Source organism: Thalassovita litoralis (assembly GCF_900182725.1).
GTDB classification, from domain to species: Bacteria; Pseudomonadota; Alphaproteobacteria; order Rhodobacterales; family Rhodobacteraceae; genus Thalassobius; species Thalassobius litoralis.
Map to the genome: position 1 here is coordinate 1 of NZ_FXTO01000003.1, position 17,878 is coordinate 17,878.

At 58.8% G+C, this 17,878-nt stretch carries 18 protein-coding genes; 12 read left to right on the top strand and 6 right to left on the bottom strand.

Going from position 1 to position 17,878, the window contains the following annotated elements; genetic code table 11:
- Positions 1 to 167 precede the first annotated feature (167 nt).
- Positions 168 to 1,904: a calcium-binding protein gene (locus FN828_RS20960; RefSeq protein WP_142492055.1), complete on the top strand. Its 1,737-nt coding sequence runs from the start codon at positions 168 to 170 to the stop codon at positions 1,902 to 1,904.
- A gap of 94 nt (positions 1,905 to 1,998) precedes the next feature.
- On the opposite strand, the gene argC is transcribed toward FN828_RS20960, so the two are convergent.
- The gene (argC, locus tag FN828_RS03715; protein ID WP_142492056.1) at positions 1,999 to 2,907 is read right to left on the bottom strand and encodes an N-acetyl-gamma-glutamyl-phosphate reductase; all 909 of its coding nucleotides are present in this window, start codon (positions 2,905 to 2,907) and stop codon (positions 1,999 to 2,001) included.
- Positions 2,908 to 3,120: 213 nt separating this feature from the next.
- Here argC and FN828_RS03720 point away from each other — a divergent pair, with 213 nt between their 5' ends.
- From FN828_RS03720 to FN828_RS03735, 4 genes are all read left to right on the top strand, one after another.
- Positions 3,121 to 3,528, top strand: a complete 408-nt coding sequence (locus FN828_RS03720; protein ID WP_142492057.1) for a c-type cytochrome — start codon at positions 3,121 to 3,123, stop codon at positions 3,526 to 3,528.
- 303 nt (positions 3,529 to 3,831) lie between these two features.
- On the top strand, positions 3,832 to 5,505 hold the full coding sequence (locus FN828_RS03725) for a cytochrome c oxidase subunit I (RefSeq protein ID WP_142492058.1): 1,674 nt from the start codon (positions 3,832 to 3,834) through the stop codon (positions 5,503 to 5,505).
- Positions 5,506 to 5,613: 108 nt separating this feature from the next.
- Positions 5,614 to 6,279 carry a MarC family protein gene (locus FN828_RS03730; protein ID WP_142492059.1) on the top strand — a complete coding sequence of 222 codons (666 nt, stop codon included), beginning with the start codon at positions 5,614 to 5,616 and terminating at the stop codon, positions 6,277 to 6,279.
- Positions 6,280 to 6,303: 24 nt separating this feature from the next.
- Complete coding sequence (locus tag FN828_RS03735) at positions 6,304 to 6,795, top strand: DUF2244 domain-containing protein (RefSeq protein ID WP_142492060.1); 492 nt, start codon at positions 6,304 to 6,306, stop codon at positions 6,793 to 6,795.
- A 67-nt stretch (positions 6,796 to 6,862) separates the two neighbouring features.
- On the opposite strand, the gene FN828_RS03740 is transcribed toward FN828_RS03735, so the two are convergent.
- Positions 6,863 to 7,324 (bottom strand): GatB/YqeY domain-containing protein, encoded by a 462-nt coding sequence (locus FN828_RS03740; RefSeq protein WP_142492061.1) that lies wholly within the window; start codon positions 7,322 to 7,324, stop codon positions 6,863 to 6,865.
- Between the two features lie 201 nt (positions 7,325 to 7,525).
- On the opposite strand from FN828_RS03740, the gene carA reads away from it, so the two are divergent.
- On the top strand, positions 7,526 to 8,683 hold the full coding sequence (carA, locus tag FN828_RS03745) for a glutamine-hydrolyzing carbamoyl-phosphate synthase small subunit (RefSeq protein WP_142492062.1): 1,158 nt from the start codon (positions 7,526 to 7,528) through the stop codon (positions 8,681 to 8,683).
- A 78-nt stretch (positions 8,684 to 8,761) separates the two neighbouring features.
- A complete protein-coding gene (locus FN828_RS03750; protein ID WP_235891390.1) occupies positions 8,762 to 10,681 on the top strand; it encodes a glycosyltransferase in 1,920 nt (639 codons plus the stop codon).
- Here FN828_RS03750 and FN828_RS03755 read toward each other — a convergent pair.
- Complete coding sequence (locus tag FN828_RS03755; RefSeq protein ID WP_142492063.1) at positions 10,634 to 11,257, bottom strand: GntR family transcriptional regulator; 624 nt, start codon at positions 11,255 to 11,257, stop codon at positions 10,634 to 10,636. The genes FN828_RS03750 and FN828_RS03755 overlap by 48 nt on opposite strands.
- Positions 11,258 to 11,373: 116 nt before the next feature.
- On the opposite strand from FN828_RS03755, the gene FN828_RS03760 reads away from it, so the two are divergent.
- From FN828_RS03760 to FN828_RS03770, 3 genes are all read left to right on the top strand, one after another.
- A complete protein-coding gene (locus tag FN828_RS03760) occupies positions 11,374 to 12,018 on the top strand; it encodes a pyrimidine 5'-nucleotidase (RefSeq protein ID WP_142492064.1) in 645 nt (214 codons plus the stop codon).
- Between the two features lie 133 nt (positions 12,019 to 12,151).
- Positions 12,152 to 12,358 carry a hypothetical protein gene (locus FN828_RS03765; protein WP_142492065.1) on the top strand — a complete coding sequence of 69 codons (207 nt, stop codon included), beginning with the start codon at positions 12,152 to 12,154 and terminating at the stop codon, positions 12,356 to 12,358.
- Positions 12,359 to 12,420: 62 nt separating this feature from the next.
- The gene (locus tag FN828_RS03770) at positions 12,421 to 13,623 is read left to right on the top strand and encodes a UbiH/UbiF family hydroxylase (RefSeq protein WP_142492066.1); all 1,203 of its coding nucleotides are present in this window, start codon (positions 12,421 to 12,423) and stop codon (positions 13,621 to 13,623) included.
- Between the two features lie 122 nt (positions 13,624 to 13,745).
- Here FN828_RS03770 and FN828_RS03775 read toward each other — a convergent pair whose 3' ends face one another.
- From FN828_RS03775 to FN828_RS03785, 3 genes are all read right to left on the bottom strand, one after another.
- Entirely contained in the window at positions 13,746 to 14,873 is a 1,128-nt protein-coding gene (locus tag FN828_RS03775) for an aminotransferase class V-fold PLP-dependent enzyme (protein WP_142492067.1), read from the bottom strand.
- Positions 14,874 to 14,946: 73 nt separating this feature from the next.
- Positions 14,947 to 15,402, bottom strand: coding sequence for an Lrp/AsnC family transcriptional regulator (locus tag FN828_RS03780; protein ID WP_142492068.1), 456 nt, complete (start codon positions 15,400 to 15,402; stop codon positions 14,947 to 14,949).
- Between the two features lie 126 nt (positions 15,403 to 15,528).
- The gene (locus FN828_RS03785) at positions 15,529 to 15,984 is read right to left on the bottom strand and encodes an Lrp/AsnC family transcriptional regulator (protein ID WP_142492069.1); all 456 of its coding nucleotides are present in this window, start codon (positions 15,982 to 15,984) and stop codon (positions 15,529 to 15,531) included.
- Between the two features lie 134 nt (positions 15,985 to 16,118).
- Between FN828_RS03785 and ilvC the strand changes: the two genes are divergently transcribed.
- Together ilvC and FN828_RS03795 are read left to right on the top strand one after the other, a co-directional pair.
- Complete coding sequence (gene ilvC, locus FN828_RS03790; protein ID WP_142492070.1) at positions 16,119 to 17,141, top strand: ketol-acid reductoisomerase; 1,023 nt, start codon at positions 16,119 to 16,121, stop codon at positions 17,139 to 17,141.
- A gap of 149 nt (positions 17,142 to 17,290) precedes the next feature.
- Entirely contained in the window at positions 17,291 to 17,857 is a 567-nt protein-coding gene (locus tag FN828_RS03795) for a hemerythrin domain-containing protein (protein ID WP_142492261.1), read from the top strand.
- Positions 17,858 to 17,878 lie beyond the last annotated feature (21 nt).

Here is a 17,878-nt window from a genome sequence, read left to right on the forward strand (position 1 = left end):
GGGAAAGAACGGTCGCAGCCGCGCCATCTGTTCGTCGGTCAGCCAAAATAGATTGCTCATGATACCCCCTGAAAGTTTGGGGATTTGAAGCATGCGACCAATGCGATCTCAAGCCGATTAATGGGTCCTGAGCCTAGCTGTCCAATATTTTGAACGGAGCCAATAACATGCTGATCACTTTTACCGGACCAGACAACATTCTGATTGATGCCGGGTTCTTTGGAAATGACGGGCTGAACGTCGAAAATATCAGTGACAGCGATACGCGAATTGTTATGCGCCAACCCGATACCGGAGTTGTGACGACAATTACAGGCACCGGACTGATGCTGGATGATGAAAGTAATCCGGTAGCTGGACGGATCAGCGGCTTTTCCTTTTCCCTAAATGGCGCGGTACAGACCACGATTACCGGGATCGACTGGGGTTTGGTAGAATTCGTCAGGGCGCTTTCCGAATTCAACGATGGCGGCTACCATGAGTATCTTGTCAATTTGATGTCGGAATCCCCCATCGTGATCGACGCCAGTGGGGCGACAGCGGGCCTCACGCTACTGAACGGACCAATCACATCCTTGATCCGGGCCAGTGTAACCGCCACAGGCACCAACTTTGCAGACCACCTGAGAGGAGGCGCCGGTGATGACCACCTGAGTGCCGGTTGGGGCACTGACCTTCTGGATGGTGGGAATGGAAATGACACATTCATTCTGCGGTATTTCGACAGTCAGAATGGGCACGATAGCATCTATGCGGGCGCCGGAAACGATCTGGTGACATCTGTTTACGAGGTCACCCGCAATCTGGCCGCAGCGACAAATCATATCATCTGGACCGGCGCAGGAGAGGACACAGTCTATGCCGGTATTGGGGCCGATCTGATTGGCGGCGGCGATGGTTTCGACCTGATATATGGCGACGATTCAACCGAAAGCGCACAAGATGGCAACGACACGATCTATGCAGGAAACGGCAGTGACACGGTTTACGGCATGGGCGGGGACGACGAAATCTGGGGCGGCTCCGATTATTCTGATGACAGTTTAAATGGCGGAACCGGCAATGACCTGATCGGCGGAGGGAATGGTGCTGACACACTTATCGGTGGCGATGGGAATGACACCCTTTATGGCGGCGCGGATGATGACACGCTGGATGGCGGTGCCGGAAATGATGAAATCTGGGGCGGCTCCGGCATCAGAAATTTGCTAAACGGTGGCGATGGTGACGACCTGATCGGCGGCGGCGATGGTTTCGATATCATCGAAGGCGGCGATGGGAATGACACGGTTTATGCCGGTGGCGAGTGGGACACCATTTGGGGTGGCGCTGGATCAGACGAACTTTGGGGCGGCGATGGATATGACACCCTTTATGGCGGCGACGGTAGCGACACTATGTCCGGTGGGTCTGGGCGGGACACGCTGGAAGGTGGAAACGGCCTCGATTTGTTGATGGGGGCGGACGGAGATGACCTCCTTTCAGGCGAAAATCACGATGATACGCTGTGGGGCGGCAACGGAGAGGACACTCTACTCGGCGGCGACGGGGACGATTTCCTGAATGGCGGGGCGGATGACGACTCGCTGACAGGGGGCGCAGGACATGACACGCTTTCGGGGGGGAGCGGGGCTGATACGTTCTTTTTCTCTATCAGAGAAGGCAACGATGTGATCCGCGATTTCAGCATATCCGAAGGCGATACTCTGGCACTGGATCTAAGTCTGTGGATCAACGAAGTCGATGGTGTATGGCGACACCCGCAAGACGTGGTGAACCTGTTTGGCGCATGGGGTGAAACCGGGATCGAGTTACGATTTGCTGACTTTTCGTCCGATGTGCTGGTGCTGGAAGGGGTCTGGGATTGGTTCGGGCTTGGCGAACATATTGTCACTTTCTTCTAATCAGCCATAGCAATGCAGGGAACCAGCCTTGCTTCCCCAAAACAAAAAACCCGCCCAATTGGGCGGGTTTTTCTATGTCTCGTCCCTACCGTAATCACGCGCTGATCATCAGGTCCAGGTTTTGCACGGCAGCGCCCGATGCGCCTTTGCCCAGGTTGTCCAGCACCGCGATCAGCACCGCGCGGCCGGTGGAGGCGTCGCCCCGGACCGAGATTTCAAGCCGGTTGGTGTCGTTCAGCGCCGTGGGGTCGATGCGGCTTCCCTGATCCTCGATCGGAAGGACAGATATATTGCCGCCCCCAGCGTAATGCGCCGACAGCGCGTCATGCAGCGATTGCATCGTGGCCCCGGTTCCCAGCGCCGACAGGTGCAGCGGGATTTGCACCGCCATGCCCTGTGCGAAGTTGCCGACCGATGGCACAAAAATCGGCGTGGCGGACAGGCCGGAATAGGCGACGATTTCGGGCAAGTGTTTATGTTTCTGCCCGGTCGCATAGATGAAAGCCGCCGGGGCGGTGCCTGCGTCATATTCCGCGATCAACGCCTTCCCACCGCCGGTATAGCCGCTGATGGCATTGATCGTCAGCGGGGCATCCGCCGGTATCAGGCCCGCGCCCACCAGCGGGGCCAGCAGGGCGATAGCGCCGGTGGAATAACAGCCCGGATTGGCGACATAGCGGGCGGCTTTGATCCGCGCGGCCTGTTCGGCAGACAGTTCAGGCAGGCCAAAGGCCCAGTCCGGGTTCACCCGATGGGCGGTGCTGGCGTCAATGATCCGGGTATCCAGATCAGCCGACAGCGCGACAGCGGCACGCGCAGCATCGTCCGGCAGGCACAGAATGGCCACATCCGCAGCGGCAAAAGCATCGTGCCGGGCGGCATCGTCCTTGCGCTTATCCGGGTCAATCTGAATCAGTTCAACATCGGCACGGTCGATCAGGCGGTCACGGATTTGCAGCCCCGTTGTCCCGGCTTCGCCGTCAATGAATACCTTGGTCGTCATGGCGTCCTCCTGATCGGTTTGATATTAGGACTGCCGAGTACAATGTCACAGCCAAAAGCAGAAGGCCCATCAGCGCAGATTTGCCCAAAAAGCGCAGTTTTAGCATCACTGCGACAATTCTGCCGGAAATTCCCCTGTTGCCAGCACCGTTTGGTGCAGTATCTATTCACCAACGCGCTACCCGTAACTCCTAATCTAAAGAGAGGCACGCACATGAAAAACGTCCTGATCGCATCCGCCGCGCTGTTCGCGCTGGCCGCACCGGCCTTTGCAGGCGACGCCGCCGATGGCGAAAAGAACTTCAAGAAATGCAAATCCTGCCACATGATCGAAAGCCCCGCAGGCGAATCCATCGTGAAAGGCGGCAAAACCGGCCCGAACCTGTACGGCGTGGTTGGTCGTGTGGCTGGCTCGGTTGAAGGGTTCAGCTATGGCGATGGTCTGGAAGACGCCCAAAAAGCTGGCTTTGTCTGGACCGAAGAAGCGCTTGCCGAATATGTGGTCGACGCGAAAAAATGGCTGGACGGTCACGGCTTCGCCAACAAAACCAAAATGACCTATAAGCTGAAGAAAGGTGGCGAAGATATTGCCGCCTATCTGGCAACCATGCCCGCTGAATAAGCGGCCCGTTACTGACGGATCAAGGCGCAGGGTTCCGGCCCTGCGCCTTTTCTTTTGCGCGAATCTGGGCGGGCCTTGGAATGGGGAAATCAGCCCGGCCAGCGACAACAGCAGCGTTATCGCCCAAAAGTTGCGGATTTAGCCCCGTTTCCCCCTCTGCATTCAAGAGGGTGCGACAAAATTATTTGATCTGCATCAAATTCGGCAATTGCCGCCAGTTGCGCGGCATTCTAAAACCGGAATTGGACCACGGGCGCAGAGTCTCTTTGCGCCCCTTTAACACACCAACAGGAGGCACAGAGCATGGCAGACGCAGCCATCCACGGCCACGGACACGAGGACCAGCGCGGTTTCTTCACCCGCTGGTTCATGTCCACCAACCATAAGGATATCGGTATCCTTTATCTGATCACATCGGCGCTTGTCGGTCTGATCTCTGTTTGTTTCACCGTCTACATGCGCCTCGAGCTGATGGAGCCGGGTGTGCAGTACATGTGCATGGAAGGCGCGCGCTTCACCGCTGCGGCTGCTGGCGAATGTACACCGAACGGCCATCTGTGGAACGTGATGATCACCTATCACGGCGTTCTGATGATGTTCTTCGTTGTGATTCCCGCCCTGTTCGGCGGTTTCGGCAACTATTTCATGCCGCTGCAAATCGGTGCGCCGGATATGGCGTTCCCGCGCATGAACAACCTGTCGTTCTGGCTGTATTTCGCCGGGACCGCGTTGGGTGTGGCGTCGCTGCTGTCGCCCGGTGGTAACGGCCAACTGGGGTCCGGCGTGGGCTGGGTTCTGTACCCGCCGCTGTCCGTGAACGAAGGCGGCATGTCGATGGATCTGGCAATCTTTGCCGTCCACGTTTCGGGTGCGTCGTCCATTCTGGGCGCGATCAACATGATCACCACCTTCCTGAACATGCGCACCCCCGGCATGACCCTGTTCAAGGTTCCGCTGTTTGCTTGGTCGATCTTCGTGACCTCGTGGCTGATCCTGCTGTCGCTGCCGGTTCTGGCGGGCGCAATCACCATGCTGCTGACCGACCGTAACTTTGGCACCACCTTCTTTGATCCGTCGGGTGGCGGTGACCCGATCCTGTACCAGCATATCCTGTGGTTCTTTGGGCACCCCGAAGTGTACATCGTGATCCTGCCGGGCTTTGGCCTTGTCAGCCACGTCTTCTCGACCTTCGCCCGTAAACCGATCTTTGGCTACCTGCCGATGGTTTGGGCGCTGATCGCGATTGGCGCACTGGGCTTCGTTGTGTGGGCACACCACATGTACACCGTGGGCATGTCGCTGACCCAGCAGTCCTACTTCATGCTGGCGACGATGGTTATCGCTGTGCCGACAGGCGTGAAAATCTTTAGCTGGATTGCAACACTGTGGGGCGGCTCGATCGAGTTCAAAACCCCGATGCTGTTCGCCTTCGGCTTCTTGATCCTGTTCACCATCGGCGGCGTGACCGGCATCGTTCTGTCGCAGGCTGGCGTGGACCGTGCTTATCACGACACCTACTATGTTGTGGCGCACTTCCACTACACCATGTCGATGGGGGCGGCGTTCACCATCTTTGCCGGGATTTACTTCTACTTCGGCAAAATGACCGGCCGTCAGTACCCCGAATTCTTCGGCAAGCTGCACTTCTGGATGTTCTTCATCGGTGTGAACCTGACCTTCTTCCCGCAGCACTTCCTGGGTCGTCAGGGTATGCCCCGTCGTTACATCGACTACCCCGAGGCATTCGCCTATTGGAACAAGATCTCGTCGACCGGCGCGTTCCTGTCCTTTGCCTCGTTCCTGCTGTTCTTCGGCATCGTCATCTACTCGCTGCTCAAGGGCAAGCGCGTGACCGAAAACAACTATTGGAACGAATACGCCGATACGCTGGAATGGACCCTGCCCTCGCCGCCGCCCGAACATACGTTCGAAACGCTGCCCAAGCAGGAAGACTGGGACAAAGGCCACGCCCACTAAGGTGTTGACCTGACCAAAAACTAAATGATGGCCCGGACAGAAATGTCCGGGCCGTTTCAATAAAAAGCTTTGAATATTCCCCCTGCCCCATTTTGACCGGAGAGCCACATGACATTTGACTGGAGCCTGATCCTGCGAGAGTTCATCACCCTGTTCGTGGTGATTGACCCAATAGGTTCAGTGCCGGTTTTCCTGTTTGCCGTGACCCAAGTCCCTGCCGCATTGCACCGCCGCTTTGCAATCCGGGCTGTGATTGTCGCCACAGGTGTGTTGCTGCTGTTCCTGATGGGCGGGCAGATATTGTTAGAAGCACTGGGGCTTCGGTTGGGGTCGTTCCAAATCGCAGGCGGAATCGTGCTGTTCCTGTTTGCCTTGACCATGATCTTTGGGGATTCGAAACCCAGCAGCGAAATTGAACAAGCCAATCGCAATCATCTGTCCGGTGCGGTGTTTCCGCTGGCGATGCCCTCTATCGCCTCGCCCGGTGCGATGTTGGCCATCGTGATCTTGACCGACAATAACCGCAATTCGATTCCCGATCAGGCCATAACCGCCGCGCTGCTGGTGGTGGTTCTGGCAATCACGCTGGGCCTGCTGCTGCTGGCAGTACAGGTGCAGCGGTTTATCGGGGAAACCGGGGCCAGCGTGATCAGCCGGGTGATGGGAATCATTCTGGCCACAGTGGCCGTGGACGCGGTGCTGGGCGGGTTCGACACATTGGGCGTGCTGAATCTGGATACCGCAGCCACATTGTCCGCCACGTCTTCGCACTAACCCCCGAACCGCCAAGGAACCGCGATGCCCTATCAGTGGACACACCCCGATCCCAAGACCCGCGTTTTGTCATTGTGGCCGCACAGATCGCTGCCGCGCCGGGGGTTTGCCGCGATGATCCTGATGGCCTTTGTGCTGGGAACTGTGCCGTTATACGGGCTGATCGGCACGGTATTTCTATGGGGATTGCTGCCCTTTATTCTGGCCGTGGTGGCGGCGCTGTGGTGGGGATTGGAAAAATCCTATCGGGATGGCGAAATTCTGGAAGAACTGACCCTGACCCCCCAAACCGCCCATCTGCGCCGGACAGATCGCAAGGGCAACACACAGGAATGGGACTGCAACAGCTATTGGGCGCGGACAGAAATACATCTGAGCCGCGGGCCGGTTCCCTTTTATGTGACGCTGACAGGCAATGGCCGCACGGTCGAGATTGGCAGCTTCCTGTCCGAGGACGAACGCAAAGCGCTGTATGACGAACTGGTCACGGCGCTGGATGACATGCGAAACGCCTGAGGACACCATAACGGAAAAAGGGGGCCGCGATGGCCCCCTTTGTGTATTTTCACGCATAGCGCACCGATCAGGCGGACAGGCGATCCTTGACCAAAGGGCCGACCGCGCCGAAATCCATCTGCCCGGTGTATTTCCCTTTCAGTTCGCCCATCACCTTGCCCATATCGCGGATCGAGCTGGCACCAGTTGCCGTAATCGCAGCGTCCAGTGCCGCCGCGATTTCGTCCTCGGACAATTGGCGGGGCAGGAATTCTTCGATCACCACGACCTCGGCGCTTTCGCGTTCGGCCAGATCCAGACGCCCGGCTTCTTCGTATGTCCGGGCGCTTTCCTGACGTTGCTTTACCATCTTGCCAAGAATGGCCAACACTTCGGCATTGCCGACGCCGTCTTCTTTGCCTTCGCCACGGGCGGCAATATCACGGTCCTTGATGGCCGCATTGATCAGACGCAGGGTGGACAGGCGCGCAGCAGCCTTGTCCTTCATGGCCTGTTTCAGGGCCGCGTTGATCCGTTCACGCAATTCCATGTGGTCCCATCCCCTTGGGTGTGCATCAAAGGCGCACCCTAGCCAATCTGGCGTCATGTATCAAGTTGCGCATACGTCACGTTACCCTGTCCTATATACGAATGAGAAAGCACCCGAATGCGGGGCTGTCCCCCTTGACCCCACCGGCCCCTGACCTTAGTTACGCATCAATTTGCCAACCCCCCGCCGGAGATTAGTGACATGGCCCAGACGCCCTCTTCCCGCCCGACTGCCTGCCTGGCCCTTGCCGATGGGTCCATCTTTTATGGGACAGGGTTCGGGGCCACTGGTGTGGCGCAGGCAGAACTGTGCTTCAACACCGCGATGACCGGCTATCAGGAAATCATGACAGACCCCAGCTATGCCGGGCAGATCGTGACCTTTACCTTTCCGCATATCGGCAATGTCGGCGTGAACCCCGATGACGACGAAACCGGCGATCCGGTCGCGGCAGGCATGGTGGTGAAATGGGACCCGACCGAACCCAGCAACTGGCGGGCCGCTGAACGGCTGACCGATTGGCTGGCGCGGCGCGGGCGGATTGCAATTGGTGGCGTCGATACCCGCCGCCTGACGCGGGCCATCCGGCAATCGGGTGCGCCGCATGTGGCGCTGGCGCATGACCCCGATGGGAATTTCGATATCGAAGCATTGGTCGCGCAGGCCCGTGCCTTCCCCGGTCTGGTGGGGCTGGATCTGGCCAAGGACGTGACCTGTGCGCAAAGCTATCGCTGGGATGAAATGCGGTGGGCCTGGCCCGATGGCTACACCCGTCAGGACGCCCCCAAGCACAAGGTTGTGGCAATTGATTACGGCGCAAAACGCAACATCCTGCGCTGTCTGGCCAGCGCCGGGTGCGATGTAACCGTGCTGCCCGCCACCGCCACTGCCGCCGACGTGCTGGCGCATAACCCCGATGGCGTCTTCCTGTCCAACGGCCCCGGCGATCCGGCGGCTACCGGGGAATATGCCGTGCCGATGATCAAGGGCGTGCTGGAAGCGGATTTGCCTGTGTTTGGCATCTGTCTGGGCCACCAAATGCTGGCGCTGGCGCTGGGTGCAAAAACGATCAAGATGAACCACGGCCACCACGGCGCCAACCATCCCGTAAAGGACATGACCACGGGCAAGGTGGAAATCACCAGCATGAACCACGGGTTCGCCGTGGATGCCCAAAGCCTGCCCGCCGGTGTGTCGGAAACCCATGTGTCGCTGTTTGACGGGTCCAACTGCGGCATCGCCGTCGAAGGCCGCCCGGTGTTCAGCGTACAACACCACCCCGAAGCCAGCCCCGGCCCGCAGGACAGCTTTTATCTGTTTGAACGGTTTGCCGAAAACATGGCGGCGCGTAAATCCTAAGCGATTTAAATACCTGTTAACGGCCCGTTAACCCGTGGCTGGCAAGGTCTTCTGAACAGTGTTCAGGAGACCTTTTTCGTGTCTGTGTTGCCCCTTGTCCCCGATCCACCACCACAGCAACGTGCCTTCGGGCAATATCTGATGGATCAGGGCGTGCTAAGCTCGGCGCAAATGCTGCGGGCGAATATGGAACTGGCCCGCAATGACACGAGCCTTGAAGAAGTTCTGATCGCGCAAGGACTGGCGACGCCGTATGAGTTGGCCGATCATTCCGCCGGTTGGTTCCAAGCGGCGCGCGTGTCTGCGCGGACGCTGACACCCGACCCCATGTTATTGGCGCAGGTCGGGGCACAGACCTGTCTGAAACTGGCGATTCTGCCCCTGTGGCATCACGATGGAATCACCGCTGTCGCGACGGCGCGACCGAACCACCTGCCCCGGATTGCGACAATGCTGCCAAAGGCATGGGGCCGTATACAGCCCGCCATCGCCACAGAGAGCGAAATTCAAACTGCCCTTGCCTTTTACGCACGCACCGAGCTGACATTGGACGCCTCTTCCCGTGTGCCACTGTCCGAAAGCTGCCGCAGTTGGGACCATCATTCGCATTTACGCCTGCCGCTGACCTTGTTGGGCATTCTGGGCCTGCTTGTGGTTGCCTTGGCCTATCCGGTCGGGCTGTTCAGCGTGCTGACAGGCTGGGCCGCCTTTACCATGCTGGTGGCCAGCGCGATGAAGCTGGCGGCATTCCTGACCTATCTGGGCGACCAACCGACCGACACCGATCCCCCCACCCTGCCCGTTTCGCTTTCCCGCCCCGAAGCGAAGCGCCCGCGCATTTCCATCCTTGTCCCATTGTTTCGCGAAACCGAGGTAGCGCGGCATTTGCTACAACGTCTGTCCCAACTGACCTATCCCAAATCGCTGTTGGATGTGGTGCTGGTACTGGAAGAAACTGACACGTTGACCCGCGCCGCGCTGGATCGGGCGATATTACCGCACTGGATGCGGGTGGTGGTGGTGCCAGACGGGCAACCGCGCACCAAACCACGGGCAATGAATTACGCACTGGATTTCTGTCGGGGTGATATCATCGGGATTTTCGACGCCGAGGACGCCCCCGACGCGGACCAACTGGACAAAGTCGCAGCCCGTTTCATGCAAGCCCCGGATGATCTGGTCTGCCTTCAGGGGGTTCTGGATTATTACAACTCACGGCAAAACTGGCTGGCGCGGTGTTTTACCATCGAATACGCATCATGGTTTCGGGTCGTGATGCCCGGCATGGCACGGCTGGGCTTTGCCATCCCCTTGGGCGGCACGACGCTGTATTTTCGCCGCGCCGCATTGGAACATCTGGGCGGGTGGGACGCGCATAATGTGACCGAAGATGCCGATCTGGGATTCCGTCTGGCGCGGCATGGCTACCGGACAGAAATGCTACACACCACCACGCGCGAGGAAGCGAATTGCCATGTCGTACCGTGGATCAAGCAGCGGTCCCGCTGGCTAAAGGGCTATATGGTGACATATCTGGTGCATATGCGCCGCCCTGCGCAACTCTATCGGCAATTGGGCGCATGGAAGTTTTTGGGCTTTCAGGCACATTTCGTCACGGCGCTGTCTCAATTCCTGCTGGCACCGCTGTTGTGGTCATTCTGGCTGATCCTGCTGGGTGTGCCACACCCGCTGGTGGGGCTGGTGCCGGACGATATGCTGCGGATGATGGGGGCAATGTTTTTCGCGGTGGAACTTTGCACCATGATGATCGGGCTGACCGCGGTATCCGGCCCCGGCCACCGGCACCTGATGGGATGGGTGCCGACGATCCATTTCTATTACCCGCTGGGGGTTCTGGCCGCTTATAAGGCGCTGTACGAACTGATCTTTGCCCCGTTTTACTGGGACAAAACCCAACATGGGTTATCGCTGGATGCGACAGAATCCCCTTCAGGTGGCGGCAGCGTCCAGTTTCAGCCGGGTCACGAAAGCCTTTGAAATGTGTTCTTTCAGCGCCAGATAGGCGCTTTCTTCGTCGTGCTTTTCGATGGCACTGACGATCGCACCATGTTCGGCCAAGGCCACCTCGCCCCGCCCTTCGGCAGCAAGCGACGTGGTCGCCATTAACGCCATCGACCGATGCACAAGATCAAGCTGCTGCACCAGATAACGGTTATGCGATGCCAGATGGATCTGTTTGTGAAAGCGACGATTGGCCCGTGACAGGGCCGTGGGATCATTCAGCAATTGCTTATCGTCCTCGACCATGTCTTTCAGAACGCGCACCTCCTCGGCGGTGGCGTGGCGGGCAGCCAGACGCGCGGCCAACCCTTCCAGTTCTGCGCGCACCACGTAAAGTTCGCTCAGCTGGTTATGATCCAGTGACGCAACAATCAGACTGCGCCCATCCCGCGCCAACAGGGATTGGGTTTCAAGCCGCTGCAACGCTTCGCGGATGGGGGTACGGGACACACCGAACCGATCGGCCAGTTCGCTTTCGACCAGACGATCACCGGGACGATACACCCCTGTATCAATCGCTTCCAATATCAGCGTGTAAGCATCTTTTTGCACCGGCGTTTCCTTTTTCCCTGCATCCTTCGCGCATTCAGGCACAGTAGCCGCGCAGTTCCGCCACGATCAACCCTAAGCATATTGCGCCTTTCGTCGCGGCAGATTAGCGTCCGCCCATGCCAAAGGAAAACTTCAGCCACGTTACGCATTGGGTGTTTGATCTGGACAATACCCTATACCCCCCACACGCCCGCCTGTTCGATCAAATCGAACGGTGCATGACCCGCTATGTCATGGCCACATTGGGCGTGGATGAAGCCCGTGCCAATCGTCTGCGCAAACACTATTGGCACAGCTATGGCACCACGCTGGCGGGGTTGATGCGCGAACACGATATTGATCCGCTGCCCTTTCTTGTGGATGTGCATGATATTTCGCTGGACCATCTGGAACCGGACAGTGCGCTCGCCGCGCATATCCGCGCCCTGCCGGGGCGCAAGATCGTCTACACCAATGGCAGTGCGCCCTATGCTGAACGGGTGTTGGCCGCGCGGGGGCTGGCAGGGCTGTTCGATGCGATTTACGGCGTGGAACATGCCGGTTTTCTGCCCAAACCCGACCCAGAAGCCTTCCGCCGGGTATTTGAAACGGATGGCGTGCAAACCGACCGCGCCGCCATGTTCGAAGACGACCCCCGCAATCTGGCCGCGCCGCACGCAATGGGAATGCGCACGGTCCATGTGGCCCCTGATCCCCATCATGCGGACCATATACACCACCATACAGCGGATTTGACCGACTTCTTATCCCGCCTGAGATGATACGCCTAACCATCGGGTATATAACACAAATGTGAGCGAGACACGCTGTCACACTGCGTCAATCCGAGGCCTTTCATTCACGAACATGAATGTTTAAACGAAAGGTCCCAACACCATTTCACAGGATGACGCTATGACTGCGACTGACGCGATGGCCACGACCCCGGCCAAAGAAGCCCCGAAAAAATCCCCTGACGGGATGATCCTTTTTATCACCCTGCTGGCGCTGGCCGCGTGGGGGGCTTCGGTGTTTTTCTTTGGCATTCCCGGCCTTTACATTCCGGCGCTGGCAATGGTGCCGGTGATGTATGTGATCCTGATCCTGATTTCACGGGGATGACAGGATGCCGCTTGGAAAGCCCCCCTGTTTGGCACTAGGGTGCGCCGCAGGAGGCATTCCAGATGGCCATAACCGAAGTTGATATTCTGGTCTCCGGCGGCGGTGTCGCCGGGCTGACCGCAGCCGCTGTTTTCGGCTCTGCCGGGTTTTCCGTGCTTTGCGTGGACCCCACCCCCCCCATCACAGACCGCGACGCCGCCGGGTCCGATTTGCGGACGACGGCGTTTTTGCAGCCCAGCCAGGCGCTGCTGGATCGCGCCGGGCTGTGGGATCGGCTGGCGCCCCATGCCGCGCCGTTGCAAATCATGCGGATCGTGGATGCAGGCGGCCCCGTGCCAGAGCCGCGAATCGTCAAGGATTTCAACGCGTCGGACATTTCCGAACGCCCCTTTGGCTGGAACCTACCCAATTGGCTGCTGCGCCGGGAAATGGTGGCGCGGCTGGCAGAGCTGCCAAACGTGACCTTCCGCCCCGGCACCGGCACCGCAAGCCTGTTCACCCGCGAGGCTGGCGCGCGCGTCACGCTGAGCGACGGGACACAGGTATCCTGCCGGTTGGTGATTGCCGCCGACGGGCGCAATTCCCCGATGCGGGACGCTTCGGGCGTAAAGGTGAAAACCACCCGCTACGGGCAAAAGGCGCTGGCCTTTGCCGTCACGCACCCGATTCCGCATGAAAATGTATCCACGGAAATTCACCGTTCCGGCGGGCCGTTCACGCTGGTGCCGCTGCCGGATTATAACGGGCTGCCGTCCTCGGCTATCGTCTGGATGGAACGCGGCCCCGAGGTGGTGCGGCTGGCCGCCCTGCCCGAATCTGAATTCGAGGCGGCGATGACAGAGCGATCCTGTGCGTTGTTCGGGCCGCTAACGCTGGCATCGCGCCGAACGGTCTGGCCGATCATCAGTCAGGTGGCGGAAAGAATGTATGCCGAACGCGTGGCGCTGGTGGCCGAGGCCGCGCATGTGGTGCCACCCATCGGGGCGCAAGGGCTAAACATGTCGCTGGGCGATATGCGAGTGCTGCTGGAACTGGCCGAAGCCGCGCCCGAACGGCTGGGCGACCGGCACATGCTGGAAACCTATCACCGCCGCCGCCATACCGAGGTGCGAGCACGTGTCACCGGGATCGACCTGCTGAACCGGGCGTCAATGATGGAAGCGCGACCGTTGCGGGATCTGCGGGCGGCGGGGCTGAATGCGATTTATTCGCTGGGTCCGGTACGCAAGACGATGATGCAATTGGGATTGGGAACGCGGGGGTAAGCTTCGCCTGCGGCGAGCGGGCAAAGGGGCGCTGCCCCTCTGCGCCTGCGGCGCATTCACCCCGGAGTATTTGAGATCAGAAAGAAGCAGGCCGCCCGGTGTTTGGGGCGGCCTGTTTCGTATTACAGAACCTGATCCAGAACCGTTTTCAGGCGGGTCAGTGTGGCAGGCACATCATAGAGTTTGTCTAGCCCAAACAGGCCCAGACGGAAGGTCATGAACCCATCGGGTTCATCGCAGGCCAGCGGCACACCGGCAGCGATTTGCATACCTTGGGCCGCGAATTTCTTGCAGTTTTGAATATCCGGGTCGGTGGTATAGCTGACTACCACGCCGGGCGCACCGAAACCATCGGCGGCAACGGATTTCACGCCTTTTTCGGCCAGCATGGCACGCACACCATTGCCCAGTTGCCATTGCGCGTCCCGCAGTTTTTCAAACCCGTAATCGCGGGTTTCCTGCATCGTGTCACGGAAAGCACGCAGCGCATCGGTGGGCATGGTGGCGTGATAGGCATGGCCGCCGTTTTCATAGGCCTGCATGATTGAATACCATTTTTTCAGGTCCAGCGCGAAACTGTCTGACGTGGTGGTTTCCAGCCGTTGAAGGGCGCGGTCAGACATCATCACCAGCCCCGCCGAAGGGGACGCGGACCAACCCTTTTGCGGGGCCGAGATCAGGACATCGACGCCGGTTTGCTTCATATCCACCCACGCGCAGCCCGAAGCGATGCAATCCAGCACCATCAGCGCCCCAACCTGATGCGCAGCCTCGGCCAGCGCGGCGATATAATCATCCGGTAGGATCAGCCCCGCGCTGGTTTCCACATGGGGGGCAAAAACCACATCAGGCTTGGCGTCAAGAATGGCTTGCGTCACGTCCTGAATCGGGGCGGGAGCGAAGGGGGATTGCGAACCGTTGCCGGTTTGGCGGGCTTTGAACACCGTGGTTTGGGCGGCGAAATCACCCGCCTCGAAAATCTGGCTCCAACGGTAGGAAAACCAGCCATTGCGCACGATCAGGGCATGGGCATCATGGCCGAACTGCCGGGCGACCGATTCCATTCCATAGCTGCCGCCACCGGGGACCAGCGCCACGCCATCGGCGTTATAAACCTGTTTCAGCATCCCGGAAATGTCGCGCATCACCTGCTGAAAGGTGGCGGACATGTGGTTTAGCGAACGATCGGTGAAAACCACCGAAAATTCCAGCAGCCCGTCGGGATCGACGGTATCAAGCAATGCAGCCATGTGAGTTCCCTTTTCTTTTGAAACAGGGGTAGCGTGGATTGGCGGGCTTGTCCAAGTCTATGGTCGCATACCGTTACAACGGACCGGGGCGGCGTTCTTCGGACAGCATCACATTCGCTTCGACATTGCCGACACCGGGCAGCGCCATGATACGGCGGCGCAGGACACGTTCAAAATCGGGAATATCGCGGGCGACGATTTTCAGGCGATAGTCATAGATGCCAAGGATATGCTCAACCGTCTGAACCTCGGGGATAGCGGATACGACGCGTTCAAAATCTTCAAGGCTGACGCGGCCCTTGGTGGCCAGTTTCACCCCCAGAAAGACGGTAACGCCAAAGCCCAGCTTTTCACGGTCCAGCACAAGGCGGCGGGATTTGATCGCGCCGCTTTCGTGCAGGCGCTTGATACGGCGCCATGTGGCCGGTTGCGACAGGTTCAGGCGGCGGCCAAGCGCCCCGGCGGACAGGGTGGCGTCCTGTACCAAAGCACGCAATATCTGGCGGTCGATGTCATCAAGATCAATCATGCTTGGCCCCGGTGGCAAATCGGAATCGCCTGCGGCGGGCGGGCAAAGGGGCGCAGCCCCTCTGCGCCTGCGGCGCATTCACCCCGGAGTATTTTGGATCAGAAAGAAGCAAGGATGCGGAAGGGATCATACTGGCAGCACCTCGTCTTCTTTGATGCGGGCGACATGCATCAGCGCATCCAGATCCGCGATATGCGGCAGGGTCAGGATGCGTGTGCGATAGATTTGTTGATAATGCGCCATGTCGCGGGCGATGACGCAAAGGCGGACATCGACCTGCCCCAGAAAGGTTTGGATTTCCAGTACCTCGGGGACGTCACGGGCGGCGGCAAGGAAATCATCAAAGGCGCGGGGGTTGGTTTTGTCCAGCGTGACGCGAAGGCTGACTTCGACCTCGTACCCAAGCGCCCGCCAGTCGATCACCGCCTGTTGACCCAGCAGAATACCCTGCGCCTGCATCCGTTCCAGCCGCCGCCAGCATGTGGCCTGCGTGATCCCGGCCTTTTCCGCCAGATCGGCGGTGGACAGGTCCGGGTCCGCCTGAAACTGGCGCAGAATGCGCCGATCCGTATCATCAAGCATGATTTATCCGACTATTGCAAAAATTAAGAATGATTTATTGCATGATTGGCGCATAAATTCAAATTTTGAAACCTAAATTCGGCAAAAACAGCCGATAGTGCGCCCAGAATAACACGATAGGAAGGAGCGCCCAAATGCGCGTTTATTATGATCGCGATTGCGACATCAACCTGATCAAAGACATGAAAGTGGCCATTCTGGGCTACGGTTCGCAAGGCCACGCCCATGCGCTGAACCTGCGCGATTCGGGTGCAAAGAATGTTGTTGTCGCTCTGCGCGAAGGCAGCCCCTCGGCCAAGAAAGCCGAAGGCGAAGGTCTGAAAGTCATGGGCATCGCGGAAGCGGCCGCATGGTGCGATCTGATCATGTTCACCATGCCCGACGAATTGCAGGCTGAAACCTACAAAAAATACGTCCACGATAACCTGCGCGAAGGTGCTGCAATTGCATTCGCCCACGGCCTGAATGTGCATTTCGGCCTGATCGAGCCGAAGCCCGGCGTTGACGTGATCATGATGGCCCCCAAAGGCCCCGGCCATACCGTGCGCGGCGAATACACCAAAGGCGGCGGCGTTCCCTGTCTGGTGGCTGTCAATAACGACGCATCGGGCAAGGCGCTGGAAATCGGCCTGTCCTATTGCTCGGCCATCGGTGGCGGCCGTTCGGGCATCATCGAAACCAACTTCCGCGAAGAATGCGAAACCGACCTGTTCGGCGAACAAGCCGTTCTGTGCGGCGGTCTGGTTGAACTGATCCGCATGGGCTTTGAAACGCTGGTCGAAGCTGGCTATGCGCCGGAAATGGCCTATTTCGAATGCCTGCACGAAGTAAAACTGATCGTCGACCTAATCTATGAAGGCGGCATCGCGAACATGAACTACTCGATCTCGAACACCGCTGAATATGGCGAATATGTTTCGGGGCCGCGCATTCTGCCCTACGACGAAACCAAAGCCCGCATGAAAGCGGTTCTGACCGACATTCAGACCGGCAAATTCGTGCGTGACTTCATGCTGGAAAACGCAGTTGGCCAGCCGTCGTTCAAAGCAACCCGCCGCATCAACGACGAACACGCCATCGAAGCCACCGGCGAAAAACTGCGCGGCATGATGCCGTGGATTTCGGCTGGCAAAATGGTCGACAAATCGAAAAACTAATCCGGCGCGGTGCGTAGCTGACACGCGCCCAACATGGATTTGGACAAGGAAGCCCCGGCATCGATGCCGGGGCTTTCGTGCGTTTGCGGCCCAGCCCCTGTGCAGCCATGTGGATTGCGCCATGCCCCCTGCACCGCCATCTGTGCGCCATGACCCAATACAGCATCCACACACGGCAGGGCTTGCCCGAAGTTTGGCAAACTCTGCTTCGGGACTATCCACGCGAGGCGTGGCCGGATCACCCGAATTTCACCCGCCCGATCCGCAAATGGATGGGCGCTCATGTCAATTTTCGTCAGATGGCCGGGCTACTGCGCGGCCAAAGCAAGGAAATGATGGACAAAACACTGGACCCGGCGCGGTTTCAGGCCAATCTGGGCCACTACGGCCATGCATTAGTGCAACATCTGCACGGCCACCACGCTTGGGAGGACCATCGGTTCTTTCCCGAACTGGCCGGGGCAGCGCCGCGGTTTATCCGGGGGCTGGATATGCTGGAAACCGATCACACCGAGATGGACGCGTTGCTGGAGCGGTTCAGCCGTGCGGGCAACCGTTACCTGCAACTGATGCAGATGTCCCCCGATGACGCGCCGCAGGAACTACCGGACCTGATGCAGCAGTCACAAGCGCTGGAGCAGTTTCTGAACCGCCATCTGACTGACGAAGAGGATCTGGTGGTGCCTATCCTGTTGCATCACAAAATGCGGGGATAACTCCGTGTCATGGACAAACCC

Excerpts from the sequence above, each read along its gene's own strand:
- FN828_RS20960 (WP_142492055.1), top strand. The coding sequence starts at position 168 with ATGCTGATCACTTTTACCGGACCAGACAACATTCTGATTGATGCCGGG.
- argC (WP_142492056.1), bottom strand. The coding sequence starts at position 2,907 with ATGACGACCAAGGTATTCATTGACGGCGAAGCCGGGACAACGGGGCTG.
- FN828_RS03720 (WP_142492057.1), top strand. The coding sequence starts at position 3,121 with ATGAAAAACGTCCTGATCGCATCCGCCGCGCTGTTCGCGCTGGCCGCA.
- FN828_RS03725 (WP_142492058.1), top strand. The coding sequence starts at position 3,832 with ATGGCAGACGCAGCCATCCACGGCCACGGACACGAGGACCAGCGCGGT.
- FN828_RS03730 (WP_142492059.1), top strand. The coding sequence starts at position 5,614 with ATGACATTTGACTGGAGCCTGATCCTGCGAGAGTTCATCACCCTGTTC.
- FN828_RS03735 (WP_142492060.1), top strand. The coding sequence starts at position 6,304 with ATGCCCTATCAGTGGACACACCCCGATCCCAAGACCCGCGTTTTGTCA.
- FN828_RS03740 (WP_142492061.1), bottom strand. The coding sequence starts at position 7,324 with ATGGAATTGCGTGAACGGATCAACGCGGCCCTGAAACAGGCCATGAAG.
- carA (WP_142492062.1), top strand. The coding sequence starts at position 7,526 with ATGGCCCAGACGCCCTCTTCCCGCCCGACTGCCTGCCTGGCCCTTGCC.
- FN828_RS03760 (WP_142492064.1), top strand. The coding sequence starts at position 11,374 with ATGCCAAAGGAAAACTTCAGCCACGTTACGCATTGGGTGTTTGATCTG.
- FN828_RS03765 (WP_142492065.1), top strand. The coding sequence starts at position 12,152 with ATGACTGCGACTGACGCGATGGCCACGACCCCGGCCAAAGAAGCCCCG.
- FN828_RS03770 (WP_142492066.1), top strand. The coding sequence starts at position 12,421 with ATGGCCATAACCGAAGTTGATATTCTGGTCTCCGGCGGCGGTGTCGCC.
- FN828_RS03775 (WP_142492067.1), bottom strand. The coding sequence starts at position 14,873 with ATGGCTGCATTGCTTGATACCGTCGATCCCGACGGGCTGCTGGAATTT.
- FN828_RS03780 (WP_142492068.1), bottom strand. The coding sequence starts at position 15,402 with ATGATTGATCTTGATGACATCGACCGCCAGATATTGCGTGCTTTGGTA.
- FN828_RS03785 (WP_142492069.1), bottom strand. The coding sequence starts at position 15,984 with ATGCTTGATGATACGGATCGGCGCATTCTGCGCCAGTTTCAGGCGGAC.
- ilvC (WP_142492070.1), top strand. The coding sequence starts at position 16,119 with ATGCGCGTTTATTATGATCGCGATTGCGACATCAACCTGATCAAAGAC.
- FN828_RS03795 (WP_142492261.1), top strand. The coding sequence starts at position 17,291 with ATGACCCAATACAGCATCCACACACGGCAGGGCTTGCCCGAAGTTTGG.